Raw genomic sequence first — 18,562 nt, 5'->3', positions numbered from 1 at the left:
GATGCTCACGAGGGATTCACCGTGCATATCAGCGGGTTTCCCAGTTATGCGTTGGCGCGTCGTGCCGGCAGCGCCTATGCTCGACCGATGGGGCCGCTCATCGCGCGGTCCGGCGAATGCTCCGGCTTGACGATGCAGTGTGCAGCGCGGCAAATGCCGCAAACAGACCTGAGGAGGATGTATGCGAATACTCGTTGTCGGTGCGACCGGCCTGCTCGGCTCGCACATCGTGAAGCTGCTCGCCACCGAGCACGACGTGGTCGGCGCAAGCCGCAAGGGCTCCGACCTGCACGTCGATCTGTCCGACAAACGCAGCATCGAAGCGATGTATGCACAAGCCGGCAGCTTCGACGCGATCATCTGCGCGGCCGGCTCAGCGAAATTCGCGCCGCTCGCGGCGCTTGGCGACGAAGACTTTTCTTTTAGTCTTGCCAACAAACTGATGGGGCAGGTCAATGTTGTGCGCTGCGGCGTGGACCATGTGTCGCAAGGCGGCTCGTTCACACTGACGAGCGGCGTGCTCGCGCAACAGCCGATGGAAGGCAGCGCCGCGGTCAGCATCGTCAATGCGGGTGTCGAGGCGTTCGCGCGCTCGGCCGCACTCGAGTTGCGCGGCAAAGCCCGCGTCAATGTGGTGAGCCCGGGGTGGGTCGCCGAAACGCTCGAATCGATGGGCCGCGATCCGTCGCAAGGGATACCGGCGGAAATCGTCGCGCAAGCCTATAAACGCACCCTCGGTGGCAGCGCAAGCGGCGAAGTCGTGAGCGCATCGTAGGCGCGACTGCGGTGCGTCCACTGCCTGGTTTTATTCATCACTTGCTTAGTCCAGTGCGCGGCGGCATAAGCCGCGCCGCGTCTATTTTTTACACCCCCATTGCCGTCACGCAGTTGTCATCATTGCGACACGCAGCGAAAGCAGCATCGAATACTCTGCGACCACATTTTTGGGGCTCACGCCATGCCGGAACTTTCGTATCCGCAACCAGGCGCCGCCAGCGGCAAGGGCCGTAGCGCGGGCCTGGTGATTTTTGCCGGCCTGCTGATTGCGGGCGTCGTGTACTGCGGTGTTCATCTGATAGACGATCTGCAGCCCGTGCGCGAAAGCTCGGTGCTGCCCTATCTATTGCTCGGCGTCGCGCTGCTGATCGCGCTCGGTTTCGAGTTCGTCAACGGCTTTCACGATACGGCCAATGCGGTCGCCACCGTCATCTATACCCACTCGCTGACACCGAATATCGCGGTCGTCTGGTCCGGCGCGTGGAATTTTCTCGGTGTGCTGTTGTCTAGCGGGGCGGTCGCCTTCGGCGTGCTGCAACTGCTGCCTGTCGAGCTGATCCTGCAGGTCGGCAGCAGCGCCGGGTTCTCGATGGTATTCGCGCTGCTGATCGCCGCGATCATCTGGAACCTCGGCACGTGGTCCCTAGGCCTACCGTCTTCGAGCTCGCACACGCTGATCGGCTCGATCATCGGCGTAGGCCTGATGAATCAGATGATGCACGGTGCGAATGGCACCAGCGGCGTCGACTGGACTCAGGCGCTGGGCGTCGGCAAGTCGCTGCTGTTTTCGCCGATCGTGGGCTTTCTGCTCGCGGGCTTGCTGCTGCTGATCCTGAAGGCCGTCGTGCGGGTGCCCGCGCTGTATGCCGAGCCGCAGGGCAAGGAGCCGCCGCCGTTCTGGATTCGCTGCCTGCTGATTCTGACCTGCACGGGCGTGTCGTTCGCGCACGGCTCGAACGATGGCCAGAAAGGCATGGGTCTGATCATGCTGATCCTGATCGGTACGGTGCCCACTGCGTACGCACTGAATCGAGCGGTCACGCCGGAGCAAACGCAGAACTTCGTCGCGGTCGCGCATCAAACCGCGGCGACGCTAGCGCGCTACACGCAGGGCGCGGCGCCTTCCGCAGATCCGCGCGCCGATGTCGAGGCCTTCGTGCGCACCCGTCAGTTGACACCCGCGACGCTGCCGGCGCTGCGGCAATTGACCGAGCAGATCGGCCGCCAGGTCGGCGAATTTGGCTCGATGGCCGCGCTGCCGCAAGGCATCGTCGATAACGTGCGCAACAACATGTATGTCACGTCCGAGGCGATCCGTCTGATGCAGAAGGCCAATCAGCCGCAGTTCTCGGCCGAGGACGCTAAGGTCATTGCCAACTTCAGGAAGCAGATCGATCACGCAACCAAGTTCATTCCGCCTTGGGTCAAGGTGGCGGTCGCGATCGCGCTGGGTCTCGGCACGATGGTCGGCTGGAAGCGCATCGTCGTCACGGTGGGCGAGAAGATCGGCAAACAGCATCTGACGTACGGCCAGGGCGCGTCGGCTGAACTCGTCGCGATGGTCACGATCGGTGCCGCCGACGTCTACGGTCTGCCGGTGTCGACGACCCACGTGCTCTCTTCCGGCGTGGCCGGCACAATGGCGGCCAACGGTTCGGGCCTGCAATGGGCCACCGTGCGCAGCCTGATCCTCGCATGGGTGCTGACGCTGCCCGCGTCGATCGCGCTCGCGGGCGGGTTGTACTGGGTGTTCCGTTCGGTGTTCTGAGTTCGCCGATCTGGCGGAACCCATCCAGCACGAAAAAAAGCGCGGTACGTTCTATACGTACCGCGCTTTTTCGTTGGCCGGCTAGTCCATACGATCCGCTTTTTAGTACACCTCGGGCACGATCATCGCGTCGGGCACTGGCTGGCGGCTATAGTCTTCGTGATAGACACGCGACGGCAATTCGATGTGCGGGTGCTCGATCTCGTGATATGGCACCTGGCTCAGCAGATGGTGAATGCAGTTCAGGCGCGCGCGCTTCTTGTCGACGGCCTGCACGACCCACCACGGCGCCTCGGGGATATGCGAGCGCTGCAGCATCACTTCTTTCGCCTGCGTATACGCTTCCCAGCGGCGCCGGCTTTCCAGATCCATCGGGCTCAGCTTCCACTGCTTCAGCGGATCGTGAATGCGGTTCTGGAAGCGGATTTCCTGCTCTTCGTCGGTGATCGAAAACCAGTACTTGAGGATCTGCACGCCGCTGCGCACCAGCATCTTTTCGAACTCCGGCACCGAGCGGAAAAACTCTTCGTATTCCTCGTCGGTGCAGAAGTTCATCACGCGCTCGACGCCCGCGCGGTTGTACCAGCTGCGATCGAATAGCACCATCTCGCCGCCCGCCGGCAGGTGCGATACATAGCGCTGAAAATACCATTGCGTGCGCTCGCGATTATTCGGCGCGGGCAATGCTGCCACGCGGCACACGCGCGGATTGAGGCGCTGGGTGATGCGCTTGATCGCGCCGCCCTTACCCGCCGCATCGCGCCCCTCGAAGATCACGACGAGCCGATGTCCGGTCGCGACGATCCAGTCCTGCAGCTTGACCAGTTCCCCCTGCAGCCGGAACAGTTCACGGAAGTACTGCCTGCGCGCCTCGCGATGCTCGGGCGTAAATCCGGCCGGGCCGTCGATGATGCGGTCGTCGACCTCCATTTCGAGTTCTTCGTCGTAGGCATCGATGAGGTCTTCCTCGAAACGGCGTTGCCGCTCCGCCATCAATTCGAAATCGGGTCTCGGGTCCGGCTCTTTCATTGCGGCTCTCCTCGCAACAGGAATGGGATGGCGCGCGGCGGCTAGCGCGACGCGGTCGCGTTCGATTATCGAAGCGCGAGGTGTCAGCCGTGTTACCGCGTGGGCGGCCGCTGCGGATGCGTGGAAACACCCATGATAGCGAGTTTTGCCTGGGCTGCCGCCGCTAGTGCAGCGGCCGCGCGAAGCTCAATTCGTGGCCGTCCGGATCGGTGATATGAAAATAGCGCTCGCCCCACGGCGCATCCGCCGGCGCGAGCGACGGCTGCAAGCCCGCGGCCAGCGCCTTGGCATAGATCGCGTCGACGTCCGACACGTAGATGATCACGCGCCCCCACCAGTTGACCGGCGCGCGCGCATCGGCGATCAGGTTCAGATACGAGCTGCCGAACGCGAACGACGTGAAGGCCTCGCGCGGACCGCCGTATTTGAGCGGGAAGCCGAGCGCTTCGTAGAAGGCGACGGCGCGCTGCATGTCGCTGGTGGCGAGCGTGATTGCGCTCAGAGACTCGATGCGTGGTTCCGGCTGCGGAGGTTGCGGCGCTGAAGGGGTAGATGCGGACATGAAGGGGTCTCCGTGGCGCGAGCGAGCGGCGAGCGACGGCCCGCCCCGGAAAGTGTCTCACACGCGGTGGCCGCCAGTGCGGCACTCGGGACGACCCCGGGCGCCCCGCCCCAGACGCCCTTGAAAACCCGCGCGACGCCCCGCATCTCGCAGCCCGTCTATCCGGAGCATCGTTATGGGAAGCCGTCCACGCTTCATCGATGACCTGTCGAGCGCCGCATCCGACGCCCCCGGGCCCCAATCCACCGAACTTTTGACCAACGACGACGACGCGCTGCTCGACGCCTACTCCCGCACCGTGATCGGCGCACTGGAGCGCGTGCAGCAGGCGGTCGCGTTTATCGCCGTCGAGCGCCGGCTGCCCGGCGACGCGTCCCCGCATGGGCGCGGCGCGCGCGGCGGCACCGGCTCGGGCTTTCTGTTCACGCCCGACGGCTACCTGCTGACCAACAGCCACGTCGTGCATGGCGCGACGCATATCCAGGTGACGCTGGCCGACGGCGCGAAGTTCGACGCCGATCTGGTCGGCGACGATCCCGGCAGCGATCTCGCGGTGCTGCGCATCGGTTCGCCGGAGCCGCTGCCGCATGTCGAACTCGGCGAATCGTCGAAGCTGCGCGTCGGGCAGATCGCCATTGCGGTCGGCAGCCCGCTGGGGCTGCAGCAGACCGTGACGACCGGCGTCGTTTCGGCGCTGGGCCGGTCGCTGCGCTCGAACTCCGGCCGCATGATCTACGACGTGATCCAGACCGACGCGGCGTTGAATCCGGGCAACTCCGGCGGACCGCTGATCAATTCGGCGGGTCAGGTGATCGGCGTGAATACCGCGATCATTCCTGGCGCGCAGGCCATCTGTTTCGCGACCGCGATCGATACCGCGAAGTGGGTCATCATGCAGATCTTCGCGCATGGCCGCGTGCGACGCGCGTATATCGGCGTGGCCGGCACGACGGCGCCGCTATCGCGGCGTGTGCAGCGCTACTTTGGCCTCGGCACGCAAAGCGGCGTGCACGTCATGGAGATCGTCAAAGGCAGTCCGGCTGCGCTCGGCGGCTTGCGCACCGACGACACGATCGTCGCGATCGACGCACAGCCGGTGCAGGATGTGGATGGTCTGCAACGCACCCTCGATGCTTCGCGTATCGACAAGCCGGTCAGCGTGACGGTGTTGCGCGGCGCGCAGCGGCTGGAGTTGACGGTGACGCCGGTGGAGCAGGCGGGGTAAGCAGACTGCGCCCGAATCTTGACTTACGCGCGCCCGCGGCTGCCGCGCGCGATCTCATCACCCGCGTCTCGCGGCAGCCGCCGGGTAATTGGAATCGACAGGCACGAGAACAGGCCGACGACCAGAAACGCCGGCCAGAAATCGGAGAACACGATGTTCGGATGCCCTTGCAGACGATGCGAAATCAGCAGCACGATGCCCGAGATCGTCACGCCGAGGCCGAGCGACATCTGCTGGATCACGCTCGCAACACTCGTTGCGCGGCCGACGTCGCTGCTCGGAATATCCGCATAGGCCAGCGTATTGAGCGACGTGAATTGCAGCGAGGGAAAGAAGCCGCCCACCAGCACGATGCACCAGATCACCCAATGCGGCGTGCCGGGAAAGAACAACCCGTACACGGCGATCGCAAGACCCGCGCACCCGGCATTGACCATCAGCACCGTACGAAAGCCGAAGCGTTCGAGAATGCGCGACGCCACCGTCTTCATGAAGATCGAGCCGAACGCGGACGCGCAGGTGATCGCGCCGGCTCTGAACGCGGTCATGCCGAGCCCTTCCTGCAACGCGAGCGGCAACAGGAACGGCACCGCGCCAAGACCGATACGAAACAGCGAACCGCCGATCACGCTCGCATGAAAACTCGGAATGCGCAGCAAACGCAGATCGAGCACCGGCAGCGCGACGCGGCTCGCATACAGCACATAAACCAGCAGCAGCACGATGCCGGTCACGCACATGCCGACCGATTCTCCCGTCGACACCAGTTCGCCGCCGACGAGCGAGAGCCCGAGCATGAACAACGACGCGCCACTTGCCGACAGCACGAAGCCAAGCCAGTCGAGCCGGCCTGGATGCGGCTCGCGCGTATTGGCGATGTACTTGTTGGTGAGCCAGATTCCGAGCAGCCCGATCGGCACATTGATCACGAAGATCAGACGCCAGTGCAGATAGGTCGTGATAAAGCCGCCGAGCGGCGGCCCGACCACCGGGCCGAGCAACGCCGGCACCGTTAGATAGTTGATCGCGCGAATGAACTCCGACTTCGGCAGCGAACGGAAGATGATGATGCGCCCCACCGGCACCATCAGCGCGCCGCCGATGCCCTGCACGAAGCGCGCGAGCACGAAGGTATCGAGCGAAGTGGAGGCCGCGCACAGCAGCGAGCCCGCCATGAAGATGCCGATCGCGGTTCGGAACACGGTGCGCGAACCGAAGCGGTCGGCGACCCAGCCGCAGATCGGGATAAAAACGCCGAGGCCGATCACATACGCGGTAACCGCAAGCTTCAGCGTGATCGGATCATGACCGAGGTCGCGCGCCAGAACCGGCAGCGACGTCACGATGACCGTGCCGTCCACGTTTTCCATGAACATCGCGCACGCGACGATCAGCGGAACGATGAAAGCGCCTAAAGCGAGCAGCATTGTCATGGCGACGGGCGGCCCGCCATCAATGGAAAGTGCCGATTATGGCATTGCGGCGGCAACAAATGTTGTCGCGCGAGGGGTTTTGCCGCGCGCCGTCATGCGTGCTGACGCGCGGCGGACGCTTTAGCGCGATGCGCTGACGAGCGGCTGCAACTGCGGCAGGATTTCGTTGGCCGCGCGCGCGACGTCGTTCGGGAAGTCGATCTCGATCCACGGCGCGCCGGTCACGTCGGCCGTGTCGAATACCTGGCTGCGCTCGAGCAGCAGGTCGCGCACCGCCTCTTCGTGCGGCATGTTCGCACGGCCGCTGTCGATATAGCCCGCGACGATCTGGGTAAAGCGTCGCGCGGTTTCCTCGCGGAAGCGGAAGAAGCCGACCGACTCCCCGATCGTGTCGAACTCCAGATTGACCGCGAGCTGCTTGCGCAACTCGACCGGCACGCCGTCCTTCAGGCATAGCTTGACCGGCTCGTCGCCCGCTTCGAAATCGCGGTCGATCAGCAGTCGGTTGACCGACTCGCCCGCCACCAGCGCGTTCAGGATGCGCTCGTCGTACAGCACGTCGGCGTCCATCAGCAGCACGTCGCCGCCGCGCGTCAACGCGTCGGCAACGGTATGCACGGTCAGCACGCTGCCCAGATCGAAACGCGGATTGAGCACGATCTCGACCTTGTGCGGCCAGTTGATGCGCGCGAGTTCCGCCTGCACGGATTGCGGCTGGAAACCGAGCGCCAGCACGACGTCGGTCACGCCGGCGGTTTCGAGCATCTGCAGATGCCGTTCGAGCAGGCTCATGCCGTCGAACTGCAACAGGCATTTCGGAAACTGGGCTTGCGGCGGCTGCTGGAGACGCAGGCCGAGGCCCGCTGCGAGAATGATGGCGCGCATGCGCGGTCCTTTGAAAAAAGTACGGAGGTCAATCGGCAACCGGTACACGCCGCGGGGCGCGCCGACGTTGCCAGCTTCGTTCGCTGAAGTGCAATACCAGCAGGCCCGGCAGGCCCAGCAGGATTTCGCGCGCACGCTTGGCGAGCGACAACGCCAGCGCCGCGTCGGGCGGCAAACCCACCAGCGGCGCGAGCAGCAGATAGCCGCCCTCCTGCACGCCGAGCGAGCCCGGAATCATGAAGGCCGCGCCGCGAATCGCCTGGCCGATGCTCTCCAGCAGCAGCGCGTCGACCCAGCCGACCGGATGGCCGAGAAAACGCAGCGCGAGCCAAACCTCGACCGTGCCGACGACCCAGCCGACGAGGCTCAGCGCAAAGCTCGCCGCCACGCGGCCGCGCTCGCGGTACAGCGACTGCACGGCGGCATCGACGGCTTCGGCGCGCGTCATCAGAGACGACCAGTCGCGCTTGCCGAACACCTTCGACACCACGCTCAGCAGCCGGCCGAACAGACCGCGCCGCTGCGCGAAGTAGAACCCGGCGATCAGCGCGCCGAGCACGCAGGTCGCGATCAGCGTTGCGGTGCGCAGGTCGTGCAGCGTGCCGTGCGCGGCGTACGCGCCGAACATCGCGAGGCCGCCGAGCGCGAACACGATTTGCGCGAGCGCCTGCCAGGTCGTGCTGACGGTGATCGCGGCGGCCGCGTCGCGCAGCAGCATGCCGCGCTGCGACAGTTGCCGCACCATCACCACCGGACCGCCGATCTGTCCAGCGGGCAGCAGGCTATTCACCGATTCGCCGATCCAGCGCGCGGACAGCGCATCGCGCAGCGAAAGTCCGGCTCCCGCGCGGCTTGCTGGACCTTCATGCGCGCCGTCACGCGACGGGTGGCCGCGCTTGAACAGCACCGCGATCGCAGCCGCATCGATCACGAGCGGCACCACGTGGAACGCGGCGACGACCGCGAGCCCCCAGCCGGCTGCGAGCAAGGTGGACGCCACCGAGCCGAAGCCCTGCCACGCGAGCAGACCGACGAACAGCGCCGAGCCGATCGACAGCAGAAGCAGCGCCGCGCGACTCATGCGGCGTCCTTGCCGCGCGAGGCCATCTGACGGAACACCTGACGGAAACCGAAGTACGCGATCGCGTCCTTCATGTTCGAGACGAAGCGGCGCCACGGCCGCATGTTGGGATCGGTGACGTATTCGAACGTCAGCGACACGCGCATCTCGTTCGGGCCGGCCGGCGTGATGCGATGACGCAGCTTGTCGCCATCGAAAAACACGAGGCCACCGGGCGGAATCTGCACCGAACCCGGCTGGTCCGGCATCTCTGCATTGCGCGTATGCAGCTCGTAGTCGAGCCGGCACGACGATTCGTCGATCACGCCGAGAAGCAGCGTGTAGCGGCGCCCGTCGTAATACGAAGTATCGTAGTGCCAGCCGATATGGTCGCCGGGGCGCGTGTAGTAGTAGAGCGCGTAGGCGTGCGGGTCGTCGGCAGGCGACACCTGCAACTGGTCGCCGCTCAGCTGCTCGAGCCAGCCGATCAACTCCTTCGAACGATACAGCTCGGCGATGAACGGCGCGAGACGGTCGATCGTATGGCGGCTGACACTGCCGCCCTGCTTGTGGCCAGGCAGATAGTTGCGGTTCACTTCGTCGAGCAGCGAGCGCGCGCTGTGAACCAGCTGCGCGGTGACTTCCGGCGCGAGGAAATCTTCGAGATACAGAAACGCGTCCTGCGCGGCGAAGTCTTTGCGCAGACGCGCGTTGTCGAACGTGCGGGTACGGCTCGCGACCGCGCGGTCGGCATCGGGCGCGGGCGTGAGCGCCGCCACGGGCGTGCCTGTCGACACGGGCGCGATCACGTCGTCTTCGGCGTGCAGATTCATTTGCTGGCCCACTGTTGACTGGTTTCTGAAGTGGCGGGGGACTTGGCCGTCAGGCGAGCGCTACGGCGGGCGACGCGCCAGTAGTCGATCACCACCCATGCGGCGAACAGCGGCGCGCCGATCGACGCGACCACCACGAACGGCGCGACGACATTCGTCAGCGTGACGATGGGCAGCAGGTAAAGCACGTCCTCGGTTTCGAAGCCCCCCACCGACGCCTGCTTCGTGCCGGCCTTGCCGACCATTTCCTCGATCCGCATGCGCAAGAAGAAGATCAGGGCAACCGCGACACCCGCAACCGCGCCGAGCATGCCGGGCGCGAGCTTCAAAGCATCGATCTGCGCACCGCCGACACCGATACCCATGCCGACGAACAGCATCACGGTCACGAGAGCATCGCAGGCGAGATCGTAAAAATGACCGATACGGCTCGACTTGCCGCCGACGCGCGCGAGTTCGCCGTCGGTGTGATCGACGAAATTAGACAGAACGATCAGAAGTGCTCCCGCATTGGCCCACCCGAATCCTCCGTGCGCAAGGCACAGCGCGCCTGCGACGCCGATCAGCAGGCGCAGCGTGGTCAAATGATTCGGGGTGACCCAGGTGTCGATTAGCGGTGTCACGAGCCGGCGAGCGAGCCGGGCATCCCACGTACGTGGCGGCGGGACGTTTATTGGAGGTCGGGGTTGCGAAGTCATAAGGCGGAAATATATACGGGATTCTGAAAGCTTGCTGTTGTGTCGTATATCTCCTGGCAATTTGCAAATACCGTTTGTATGTCCGCCCCAAAGCGGAATTCGCCGAATCGCTGTAAAGTGCGAATCCAGTTGTGCCAGTCACGCGGAATCCGTTCGATGTGCAGCACCGCTCGCGCCCCTCCGGGGGATGGCGCAGTGGTTGCTAATCCACGGCATCGACTGTGGACGCCCGCCTACACTCATGAACCGTCTTCTTGTCCCTCTGCTGTTTGCCGCAGCCGCCGCGCTGCCGCTGTCCTCTTTTGCCGTGGAGCTCGACGCGCCACTCGTATGCAATGAGAGCGGCCACCAGTTCATTGCTGATCTGATGCAGCAGCAACTGATCAACCCGAAGCCAAGTCACGTCGAAAGCAACTCGATCAACGCGTTCTCGCCGATGCCCGATGCGCATCTAACCGCGTTCGGTTTCCGCGTATTCGCGGTGGTGGGCTTCGAAAAAGACGACCCGATGTTCCGGGTCGGCGACGGCGAACCGGTCGCGCAGTCCGCGTATGGCGCCGTCGTGTTCGGCGGCGACGACAAGGTTAAAAGCGCGCTCGAGAACGCCGGCAGTACAGCGATCGTGCACCACGTCGCACCGCTGATCACCGCGATTTTTTGCAAGCGCAACTAGGAATTGGCGGCGGCACGCGCTGGCTGCGGCCATCGGATTTTTCGGGGGTCCGCAAGGGTGTCTATCCGCCTCCTGGTCAACAGGTTCCAGCCGTGTTGGTTAAGTCGGTCGCACCGATCAAGCGCTCCCGCGAAGTTATGAGGCCCCCGCGCGGGGCCTCACCTGTTTCTGGCCCGGCCACTCTCACACATCCAATTCTTTTCTACTGCCGACTCAGGCTCGGGTCGCGGATCGATTCGCCTCTCAAAATCTTGGCCGCGATCACGCGAAACCGCACGATGCTCCGGCGGTTGCGAGGAATACCCGGCCTGCCTGCCGCTTGCGGGCTGCCAAGGTTGCGCACATACGCGCTCTCGATCACGAGCCGCACTTGCGCTGCAACCGCCATTTACCCCGGCCGGCGAAACTCGTTCGCCACCCACGCCGCGGCGCTCGCCTTGCTGAGCTTGAAGGTCGGCGCGACCTGCACCTGCGCGATCTGCTCGCCGAAAATATCGAGCGCGCTCAACAGCGCGTACGGCTCGTCTTCGTCCGGAACGATGTCGAGCGTGATGTCGAGTTCGTCGTTGCCGTCCGCGCTCGGCACGCGCACCGCCTTGTGCAGTTGCGCGCGCAGTTGCTGCTCGTGGCGACGCAGCACTTCCGCCGCGGTTTTCACCAGCGTGTTGAACGCCGACACATCGAGCGGCTTCGGATCCTTCTTGTTGCGACCCATCGTCCAAGGCCCGACGAGCGCGGGCTCCGCCTCGCCGTCCTTGATCATTTCGACGGCCCAGCCTTCGTCGTCTTCGTTCTTGATGATGCGCGCGGTCCAGCCGTTATCGCGCCACAGACGCTCTTCATGCACGCTTTCGTCCGGTCCGGACGAGTCGTCGGCCAGGAACCCGGCATTCGTGTCGGTCGAGGGAAAGGGCGTGTCGTTCATCACAGGTTCACTCACTTCGCGGGGCGCACAAACAGATTTCGAACCCGCGATTCTACCTGCCCGGCCCGCTTCGCCCTGCTCGCTCTGACGAACGGACAAGGCGCGCTCGGAACGGCGAAGCCGCTCGAGGGGCGCGAAAAATTCTATTTACCCTTACGCGACAACGTATAAAACCGCTTTAAATGTCAGATAAAAAAACGCGGCCCGAAAGCCGCGTGTAAAAATGAAAAAGACACCCTTTGGTCGAAGGGGTCTATTGAAATTATAAGTGGCATCCCACCATGATTTAACGCCTTCTTCGTAAGACTGCGTTGCGCAAAACGGTGGGAATCGGCGCAAACGAGGGCCTCCGATGCAGGACGGGAGGCCTTGTGTCGTAACGGTCCGGCAACGTCGCTGGACTTGACGGCGCAGCCGCCCATTCTACTTTAAAAAGAAATTGCTTTTGGGGACCCGCACTTACACGATTAATTCACATAATCGCGGATTCGAAAATAAACTGTTGTCAGTCGAATAATTAAATATCTGCATAGCGGTAATTACACTTCGCTGGGAATGGCGGTCAACATGCCGATTCTGCACCTACCACGAAGTGAGTCCCGAACATGCAAAGAAGCCTCATCACGGCAGGCCTGCTGAGCGCCTTCGCAATCACCGCGCACGCGCAAAGCAGCGTCACGTTGTACGGATCGCTCGACTCGGGTCTCGTCTACTCGAACAGCCAGGGCGGTCACAGCAGCTGGCAGCAGGGCAGCGGCTCATTGTCGAACACCTGCTTTGGTCCGCGTGGCAGCGAGGAAGGTGAGCGGCTCCAACGGCTCGGGCAAGCCGAAGCGGCACACCGTGTCGCTGCAAGGCGATTCCCTGGCTGCGCTAGTGACGACGCCGGCGCTTGCTCGGTATACTGCCCCGGCCGCCGTGCGACGCCGCGAAACCGCGCCGCCTGCACGGTAGCTTCGTCGCGAAGCATCGCGCTGTTCGCCAGCGCATCGCGCTTCGCCCGCGCCTCACCTTCCCATGCATGACTGGGAACGCCGACGATCGGATCATGAAAAGACTTCTCCTGCTTGCCCCCGCTGCCGCCCTCACTACCACCCTCGCCGCTTGCGGTTCGTCGGGCGGCCCCGCGCGCGATGCGTCCGCGCCGCTCGTGTACGTGTCGTCGTCACGCACGCCTGCGTCCATCGCCGCCTGCCTCGAAGGACGTCTGCCGCGCGTGCGTACCTCGCACACCGGCGCCGCGACCGAACTCGCGGTCGGCGCCGATTCGCACAACTCGTACTTCGTCACGCTGACCCCGCTCAACGGCAGCACGGTCATCAAGGTCATGCATCCGGCCAATGCGCCCGACGATCCACCCGAAGAGGAAATGCGCTTCGCTATCGCACGCTGCGCGACCTGAGCGGCGCGGCGCACTTGAACGCCGTGCGCGTCACTCACGGAAGGCCGATGCGCAAATTTATATCTCGCCCATCGGCTATTTTTTTACGCGCTCATCTGCGAACATAGCCGCCCTTTGTTTTTCGCGCGACACTTGTGTCGCGAATGTCGATGGCATCCAGCAAAGCGCATCATGCGACCGGTTTCGCAGCCGGCATCATCGCGGCGGCGATCGTCGCGCGCAGCGGCGGCGGTCCGTTTCACGCTGGCGTGCTGCTGAGCTTCATCGCCGGCGTGGCCGGCAGCACCGCGCCGGACTGGCTCGAAGTTGCATGGTGGTCGCGCGCGCGGCGGCTGTGGATCACGCATCGCACGTTGACGCATTGGGGCATCGGCTGGCTCGCGCTGCTCGCGGCGTCGTATCACATGCTCGGACATTCGATCTACGCGGCGCCCGCGTTCGGCTTCGCGTGCGGCGGCCTGATGCATCTGCTCGCCGATTGGCCGAATCCGCTCGGCGTGCCGTGGATCGCCGGGCGACATTCATTGAATCTATGGAATAGCGGGCACTGCGATCTGATCGTCGTCGCGGCGTCGTGGGTAGCCGCGTGGTTCATCGGCGAGCATGTGTGGCGGCATGGCAGGTATGCGTTGCCATGGTTACGCCATTGGCCGATCAGCTAGGCGCAGCGATGCAGCCGGCCGCGGCCAGGCGAGCATCACTGCCGCCCATTGTCGGTGCGCTCTCCTTCGCGGATCTTGCCTTGCGATACGCTGCTGCCCGGCGGCACGCTATGCGTGAGCCACACGTTGCCGCCGATCACCGATCCGCGCCCAATCGTCACGCGTCCGAGAATCGTCGCGCCCGCGTAGATCACGACGTCGTCCTCGACGATCGGATGCCGGGCGTTGCCCTTGATCAGCATGCCGTCTTCGTCGGCCGCGAAACTCTTCGCGCCGAGCGTGACCGCCTGGTACACGCGCACGCGCTCACCGATGATCGCGGTCTCGCCGATCACCACGCCGGTGCCGTGATCGATGAAGAAGCTCGACCCGATCGTCGCGCCCGGGTGAATGTCGATGCCGGTCGCCGAGTGCGCGATCTCGTTGATGAAGCGCGCGAGCAGCGGCACGCCGAGCCGATGCAGCGCATGCGCGAGCCGGTGATGCGTCATCGCCCACACGCCCGGATAGCACAGCAGGATTTCGGTGATGTGCTGCGCGGCGGGGTCGCCGGTGTACGCAGCCTGGATGTCGCTGACGAGCAGCGCGCGGATGCCCGCCAGCTGCGTCGCGAACTCGCGCGCCACCGCGAATGCGCGCTCGCGCAACTCGGCGTCGGGCGTCGCGCCGAACTCTGGCAGGAAGCGCAGCGCGCGGCGAATCTGTTCGGCGAGCAGCCGCAACGTGCTTTCGAGCGTGTGGCCGACGTAGTAGTCGACCGTCTCGTCGGTTAGATCGGGCGCGCCGTAGTGCGTCGGAAACATCGCGGCGCGCAAGCCGGTCACGATATTGACCACCGCTTCGCGCGATGGCAACTCGCGAATGCCGAGCGGATGCCGCGTGCGATGCAATTGCTCGCGCGAGGCGCGCAGGTCGGCGACGATCTGTTCAAGGCCCCAGTTCGGGGAAGGCTCGTTGGGCATAAGGGACGGCGCCGTGCAGCGTGCACGGTTCAAAGTGGTTATCCAGCAGAGATTACCGCGTTTTAACGCTGCCCGCCCGGCGGCGCGCAGATCGGCTCGGCTCGTTGCGTCGGCGCGTGCCTGCACGCATGCATCGTTCCCTGACGTCAGATTGTCAGACTGCTCGCGTCGATCCAGCGCACTGCCCAATCGCGCGCGTGCGCGATCGCGGCGGCTTCGTCGGAGAAGCGCAGTTCCGTGGGGAAGAAACGGTTGGCGACCAGTTCGCCGTCGCTCGAGCGCGAGATCACCACATACGGTTGCCAGGAGCCGTCGCCCGAGCGCGCCGGTTCGCAATTCAATAGATAGCCGCGATGTGTGAATGCAGCATCGAAGTGCATGAGTCACCCGCCCCTGAAGCCCCGTAACATTTTCAGTCGCGCGGCCATTTGTTTGTTAATTTTTTCCGACCATCGTGAACAGCCGGAGCATGCCGCCAATTTATCCGCGCGTCGGTCGCAGGAGTAGAATCATACTCTGTAGAAAATACGCGTCCATTAAAAAAAACGAAATGAATCGCGGACGTCATCGCCATTCAATCGCGTGGGCAACGCCACTCGCATCGAATCATGGCGGACAACGCATCGCGACTCCCGCGCAAAGCGGCGCCGTGTCAGTCGGAACGGCTTTTGCTCTTTCTTCGAATGTCCTCTTCAGGAGATGCACGATGAACAGCGCGATCAGCAAACCCGAAAACGCCGGCACGAAACCAGACCCGAAGGACCCACCAACCACGGACCTGCACAACGATCGCACGCACGACAGCACCGTAGACACCGACGGCAAGAACCGTGAAGCGGCCCGTCTGGCGGGCCACGGCGCGATCTCGCCCGACGAAATCACCACCAGCAATGCGACGCTCGAGAACAGCGTGCCCGAGGCGCTCGACGGCATGGCCGGCTTCGACAGCCGGCTTGGCGGCAACCATCTGCTGCTCGCGCTCGAGCCCGGTTACGCGGTGATCGACAAGGGCATGGTCGAGCCGCTCGCCGTCTACTCGGCCGACAACCAGTACATCGACCCGCGTCCGGTCGGACAGCGCCAGGATCGCGGCCGGATTCACTATGCGCTCAATCATTTGCGGCCCGCGCGCGTTATCGAATTACACCGCGTGAAATAGGCGGACGCGCGCGTATCATCCCTTTATACGCGCGCGTTTGAATTACCGCATTTATTCCGATTAAATCAGGCATTCACGCAGCACGCACCGTTTTATTCTGGTGCGTGCTTTGCTTTAACGTTGGTTCGTTTAACGGAGTTGCGGATGAAACGGATCGTCGTCATCGGTGCCACGGGCACGCTGGGCCACGCCGTCAGCGCGGAGTTGAAGGCGCGTCACGAAGTGATCGAGGTAGGCGCGACGCGCGGGCAATATCACGTCGACAGCACGGACCCCGCGAGCGTCGAGCGGCTGTTTCGCGACATCGGCAAGGTGGACGGCGTCGTCACCGCGACCGGCAACGTGCATTTCGGTCCGCTGGCGCAGATGAGCATCGAGCAGTTCTGGGTCGGGCTGCGCGACAAGCTGATGGGCCAGATCAACGTCGTGTTCGCAGCGCTGCCGTACGTGGCCGACGGCGGTTCGTTCACGCTGACGAGCGGCATTCTGGGCGACGAGCCGATCGCGCAGGGCGCGAGCGCGACGACCGTCAATCTCGCGCTGGAAGGCTTCGTGCGTGGCGCGGCGATCGAACTGCCGCGCGGGCTGCGCATCAACGTCGTGAGTCCGACCGTGCTGACCGAGTCGATGGAGGCTTATGCGCCGTTCTTTCGCGGCTTCGAGCCCGTCAGCGCACAACGCGCTGCGCTTGCTTATCTGCGCAGCGTGGAAGGCGCGCAGACGGGGCGCGTGTATCGCGTCGGGTATTGAGCGTCAGTGAATTTCCGGTTCGCCCGAGGTTTCCGGACTCGCGCCGCCACGCTGCAGGAAGTCGAAATCGCAGCCTTGGTCCGCCTGCATCACGTGCGCTTGATACAGGGCGCCATAGCCGCGCTCGAAGCGCGCCGCCGGTTTGACCCACGCGGACTTGCGGCGCGCGAACTCTTCGTCCGATATCAGCAGGTTCAGCCTGCGGCGCGGCACATCGAGCTCGATCAGATCGCCGCTTCGCACCAACCCCAGCGGCCCGCCGACGAACGCCTCGGGCGCCACGTGCAGCACGCACGCGCCATAGCTCGTGCCGCTCATCCGCGCGTCGGAGATGCGCACCATGTCGCGCACGCCTTTTTGCAGCAGCTTGCGCGGGATCGGCAGTTGCCCCCACTCGGGCATGCCCGCGCCGACCGGCCCCGCGTGCTGCAGCACCAGCACGCAGCTTTCGTCGATGTCGAGCGCGTCGTCGTCGATGCGCGCGGCCATGTCGTTGTAGTCGCTGAACACGACCGCGCGGCCCGTATGCACGAGCAGATGCGGCTCGGCCGCGCCGGGCTTGATCACCGCGCCGTCGGGCGCGAGATTTCCGCGCAGCACCGCGAGGCTGCTGTCGCGCAGTAGCGGATTCGTGCGGCGGCGGATCACGTCGTCGTTGAAAATCTGCGCGCCCGCGAGGTTCTCGCCGAGCGTGCGGCCGTTCACGGTTTTCTGCGAACCGTCGATCAGCTCGCCCAGTTCCGCGAGCAGCGCGCGCAAACCGCCAGCGTAGAAAAAGTCCTCCATCAGATAGGCGCCGGTCGGCCGGATGTTCGCGAGCACGGGCGTGCGGCGCGCGATCTCGTCGAAGCGATCGAGCGTCAACTCGATGCCCGCGCGCCGTGCAAGCGCGATCATATGCACGACCGAATTGGTCGAGCCGGACAGCGCGACACAAGTCGTCACGGCGTTATCGACCGATGCCGCCGTAATCAGGTCCGACGGCTTCAGATCCTCCCACACCATCTCGACGATCCGCATGCCGGTTTTCGCGGCCATCTGCGCATGGCGCGAATCAGGCGCGGGAATCGACGCGAAGCCGGGCAGCGTGAAGCCCAGTGCTTCGGCCGCGCTGGTCATCGTCGACGCAGTGCCCATCGTCATGCAGTGCCCCGGCGAGCGAGCGATGCCGCCCTCGACGCCCTGCCAGTCTTCCGGCGTCAGCGTGCCCGCGCGCAGTTCGGCCCAGTATCGCCATGAATCGGAACCCGAACCGAGCGTCACGCCGTTCCAGTTGCCGCGCAGCATCGGGCCGGCGGGCAGAAAGATGGCGGGCAGATCCATCGAGATCGCGCCCATCAGCAGCGCGGGGGTGGTCTTGTCGCAGCCGCCCATCAGCACGACGCCGTCGGCGGGGTACGAGCGCAGCATCTCCTCGGCTTCCATCGCGAGGAAATTGCGGTACAGCATCGTGGTGGGCTTCTGGAACGGCTCGGACAGCGTCTGCACAGGCAACTCGATTGGGAAGCCGCCGGCCTGCCAGATGCCCCGCTTCACTTCCTCGACGCGCTGCTTGAAATGCGTGTGGCACGGATTGATCTCGCTCCACGTGTTGAGAATCGCGATGACCGGCTTGCCCGCGTATTCCTCCCGGTTGTAGCCCATCTGCGCGGTGCGCGAGCGGTGGCCGAACGAACGCAGATCGTTCGCGCCATACCAGCGATGACTGCGCAATTCCTCGGGGGTCTTTCTCTTCGTCAACGTCTACTCCACGATTGAC

19 protein-coding genes and 1 pseudogene are annotated in these 18,562 nt (G+C 64.3%); 9 read left to right on the top strand and 11 right to left on the bottom strand.

The window, feature by feature from the left end:
* Positions 1 to 181 precede the first annotated feature (181 nt).
* Both AB3X95_RS13520 and AB3X95_RS13515 read left to right on the top strand, forming a co-directional pair.
* The gene (locus AB3X95_RS13520; protein ID WP_013092348.1) at positions 182 to 775 is read left to right on the top strand and encodes a short chain dehydrogenase; all 594 of its coding nucleotides are present in this window, start codon (positions 182 to 184) and stop codon (positions 773 to 775) included.
* 183 nt (positions 776 to 958) lie between these two features.
* A complete protein-coding gene (locus tag AB3X95_RS13515) occupies positions 959 to 2,545 on the top strand; it encodes an inorganic phosphate transporter (RefSeq protein WP_176125471.1) in 1,587 nt (528 codons plus the stop codon).
* Between the two features lie 102 nt (positions 2,546 to 2,647).
* On the opposite strand, the gene ppk2 is transcribed toward AB3X95_RS13515, so the two are convergent.
* Both ppk2 and AB3X95_RS13505 read right to left on the bottom strand, forming a co-directional pair.
* Positions 2,648 to 3,574, bottom strand: coding sequence for a polyphosphate kinase 2 (gene ppk2, locus AB3X95_RS13510; RefSeq protein WP_176125470.1), 927 nt, complete (start codon positions 3,572 to 3,574; stop codon positions 2,648 to 2,650).
* A 163-nt stretch (positions 3,575 to 3,737) separates the two neighbouring features.
* A complete protein-coding gene (locus AB3X95_RS13505; RefSeq protein ID WP_176106685.1) occupies positions 3,738 to 4,136 on the bottom strand; it encodes a glyoxalase/bleomycin resistance/extradiol dioxygenase family protein in 399 nt (132 codons plus the stop codon).
* Positions 4,137 to 4,311: 175 nt separating this feature from the next.
* On the opposite strand from AB3X95_RS13505, the gene AB3X95_RS13500 reads away from it, so the two are divergent.
* Positions 4,312 to 5,361, top strand: a complete 1,050-nt coding sequence (locus AB3X95_RS13500; RefSeq protein ID WP_368621584.1) for a S1C family serine protease — start codon at positions 4,312 to 4,314, stop codon at positions 5,359 to 5,361.
* A 23-nt stretch (positions 5,362 to 5,384) separates the two neighbouring features.
* Here AB3X95_RS13500 and AB3X95_RS13495 read toward each other — a convergent pair whose 3' ends face one another.
* The 5 genes from AB3X95_RS13495 to AB3X95_RS13475 form a co-directional block, all read right to left on the bottom strand.
* Positions 5,385 to 6,788 carry an MFS transporter gene (locus AB3X95_RS13495; RefSeq protein ID WP_176125484.1) on the bottom strand — a complete coding sequence of 468 codons (1,404 nt, stop codon included), beginning with the start codon at positions 6,786 to 6,788 and terminating at the stop codon, positions 5,385 to 5,387.
* 126 nt (positions 6,789 to 6,914) lie between these two features.
* Entirely contained in the window at positions 6,915 to 7,679 is a 765-nt protein-coding gene (locus AB3X95_RS13490) for an NTP transferase domain-containing protein (protein WP_368621583.1), read from the bottom strand.
* Positions 7,680 to 7,707: 28 nt separating this feature from the next.
* Positions 7,708 to 8,760 (bottom strand): lysylphosphatidylglycerol synthase domain-containing protein, encoded by a 1,053-nt coding sequence (locus tag AB3X95_RS13485; protein ID WP_176369502.1) that lies wholly within the window; start codon positions 8,758 to 8,760, stop codon positions 7,708 to 7,710.
* A complete protein-coding gene (locus AB3X95_RS13480; protein WP_184225190.1) occupies positions 8,757 to 9,572 on the bottom strand; it encodes a 2OG-Fe(II) oxygenase in 816 nt (271 codons plus the stop codon). Before AB3X95_RS13480 ends, AB3X95_RS13485 begins: the two co-directional genes overlap by 4 nt.
* A complete protein-coding gene (locus AB3X95_RS13475; protein WP_184225191.1) occupies positions 9,569 to 10,270 on the bottom strand; it encodes a CDP-alcohol phosphatidyltransferase family protein in 702 nt (233 codons plus the stop codon). Before AB3X95_RS13475 ends, AB3X95_RS13480 begins: the two co-directional genes overlap by 4 nt.
* Positions 10,271 to 10,511: 241 nt before the next feature.
* Between AB3X95_RS13475 and AB3X95_RS13470 the strand changes: the two genes are divergently transcribed.
* Positions 10,512 to 10,943, top strand: a complete 432-nt coding sequence (locus tag AB3X95_RS13470; RefSeq protein WP_184225192.1) for a hypothetical protein — start codon at positions 10,512 to 10,514, stop codon at positions 10,941 to 10,943.
* A gap of 388 nt (positions 10,944 to 11,331) precedes the next feature.
* Here AB3X95_RS13470 and AB3X95_RS13465 read toward each other — a convergent pair whose 3' ends face one another.
* A complete protein-coding gene (locus tag AB3X95_RS13465; RefSeq protein ID WP_176125465.1) occupies positions 11,332 to 11,868 on the bottom strand; it encodes a hypothetical protein in 537 nt (178 codons plus the stop codon).
* Positions 11,869 to 12,473: 605 nt separating this feature from the next.
* Here AB3X95_RS13465 and AB3X95_RS13460 point away from each other — a divergent pair.
* From AB3X95_RS13460 to AB3X95_RS13450, 3 genes and pseudogenes are all read left to right on the top strand, one after another.
* Positions 12,474 to 12,668 (top strand): annotated as a pseudogene (locus AB3X95_RS13460) (porin); the annotation flags it as partial.
* Between the two features lie 92 nt (positions 12,669 to 12,760).
* Positions 12,761 to 13,270 (top strand): hypothetical protein, encoded by a 510-nt coding sequence (locus AB3X95_RS13455; protein WP_368621582.1) that lies wholly within the window; start codon positions 12,761 to 12,763, stop codon positions 13,268 to 13,270.
* A gap of 149 nt (positions 13,271 to 13,419) precedes the next feature.
* Positions 13,420 to 13,932, top strand: a complete 513-nt coding sequence (locus AB3X95_RS13450) for a metal-dependent hydrolase (RefSeq protein WP_368621581.1) — start codon at positions 13,420 to 13,422, stop codon at positions 13,930 to 13,932.
* A 35-nt stretch (positions 13,933 to 13,967) separates the two neighbouring features.
* Here AB3X95_RS13450 and epsC read toward each other — a convergent pair whose 3' ends face one another.
* Both epsC and AB3X95_RS13440 read right to left on the bottom strand, forming a co-directional pair.
* Entirely contained in the window at positions 13,968 to 14,894 is a 927-nt protein-coding gene (gene epsC, locus AB3X95_RS13445) for a serine O-acetyltransferase EpsC (RefSeq protein ID WP_176125463.1), read from the bottom strand.
* A 146-nt stretch (positions 14,895 to 15,040) separates the two neighbouring features.
* Positions 15,041 to 15,274 (bottom strand): hypothetical protein, encoded by a 234-nt coding sequence (locus AB3X95_RS13440; protein ID WP_013092363.1) that lies wholly within the window; start codon positions 15,272 to 15,274, stop codon positions 15,041 to 15,043.
* A gap of 326 nt (positions 15,275 to 15,600) precedes the next feature.
* Here AB3X95_RS13440 and AB3X95_RS13435 point away from each other — a divergent pair, with 326 nt between their 5' ends.
* Both AB3X95_RS13435 and AB3X95_RS13430 read left to right on the top strand, forming a co-directional pair.
* On the top strand, positions 15,601 to 16,053 hold the full coding sequence (locus AB3X95_RS13435) for a DUF3005 domain-containing protein (protein WP_368621580.1): 453 nt from the start codon (positions 15,601 to 15,603) through the stop codon (positions 16,051 to 16,053).
* A gap of 144 nt (positions 16,054 to 16,197) precedes the next feature.
* Positions 16,198 to 16,803: a short chain dehydrogenase gene (locus tag AB3X95_RS13430; RefSeq protein WP_368621579.1), complete on the top strand. Its 606-nt coding sequence runs from the start codon at positions 16,198 to 16,200 to the stop codon at positions 16,801 to 16,803.
* Positions 16,804 to 16,806: 3 nt separating this feature from the next.
* On the opposite strand, the gene araD is transcribed toward AB3X95_RS13430, so the two are convergent.
* The gene (gene araD / locus AB3X95_RS13425) at positions 16,807 to 18,543 is read right to left on the bottom strand and encodes an L-arabinonate dehydratase (RefSeq protein ID WP_368621578.1); all 1,737 of its coding nucleotides are present in this window, start codon (positions 18,541 to 18,543) and stop codon (positions 16,807 to 16,809) included.
* Positions 18,544 to 18,562 lie beyond the last annotated feature (19 nt).

It is taken from the genome of Paraburkholderia sp. BR13444 (assembly GCF_040948755.1).
In the GTDB taxonomy this organism is placed as follows: Bacteria; Pseudomonadota; Gammaproteobacteria; order Burkholderiales; family Burkholderiaceae; genus Paraburkholderia; species Paraburkholderia youngii.
Note: the sequence above shows the minus strand (reverse complement) of the source record. Positions and strands in the feature narration are given on the sequence as shown.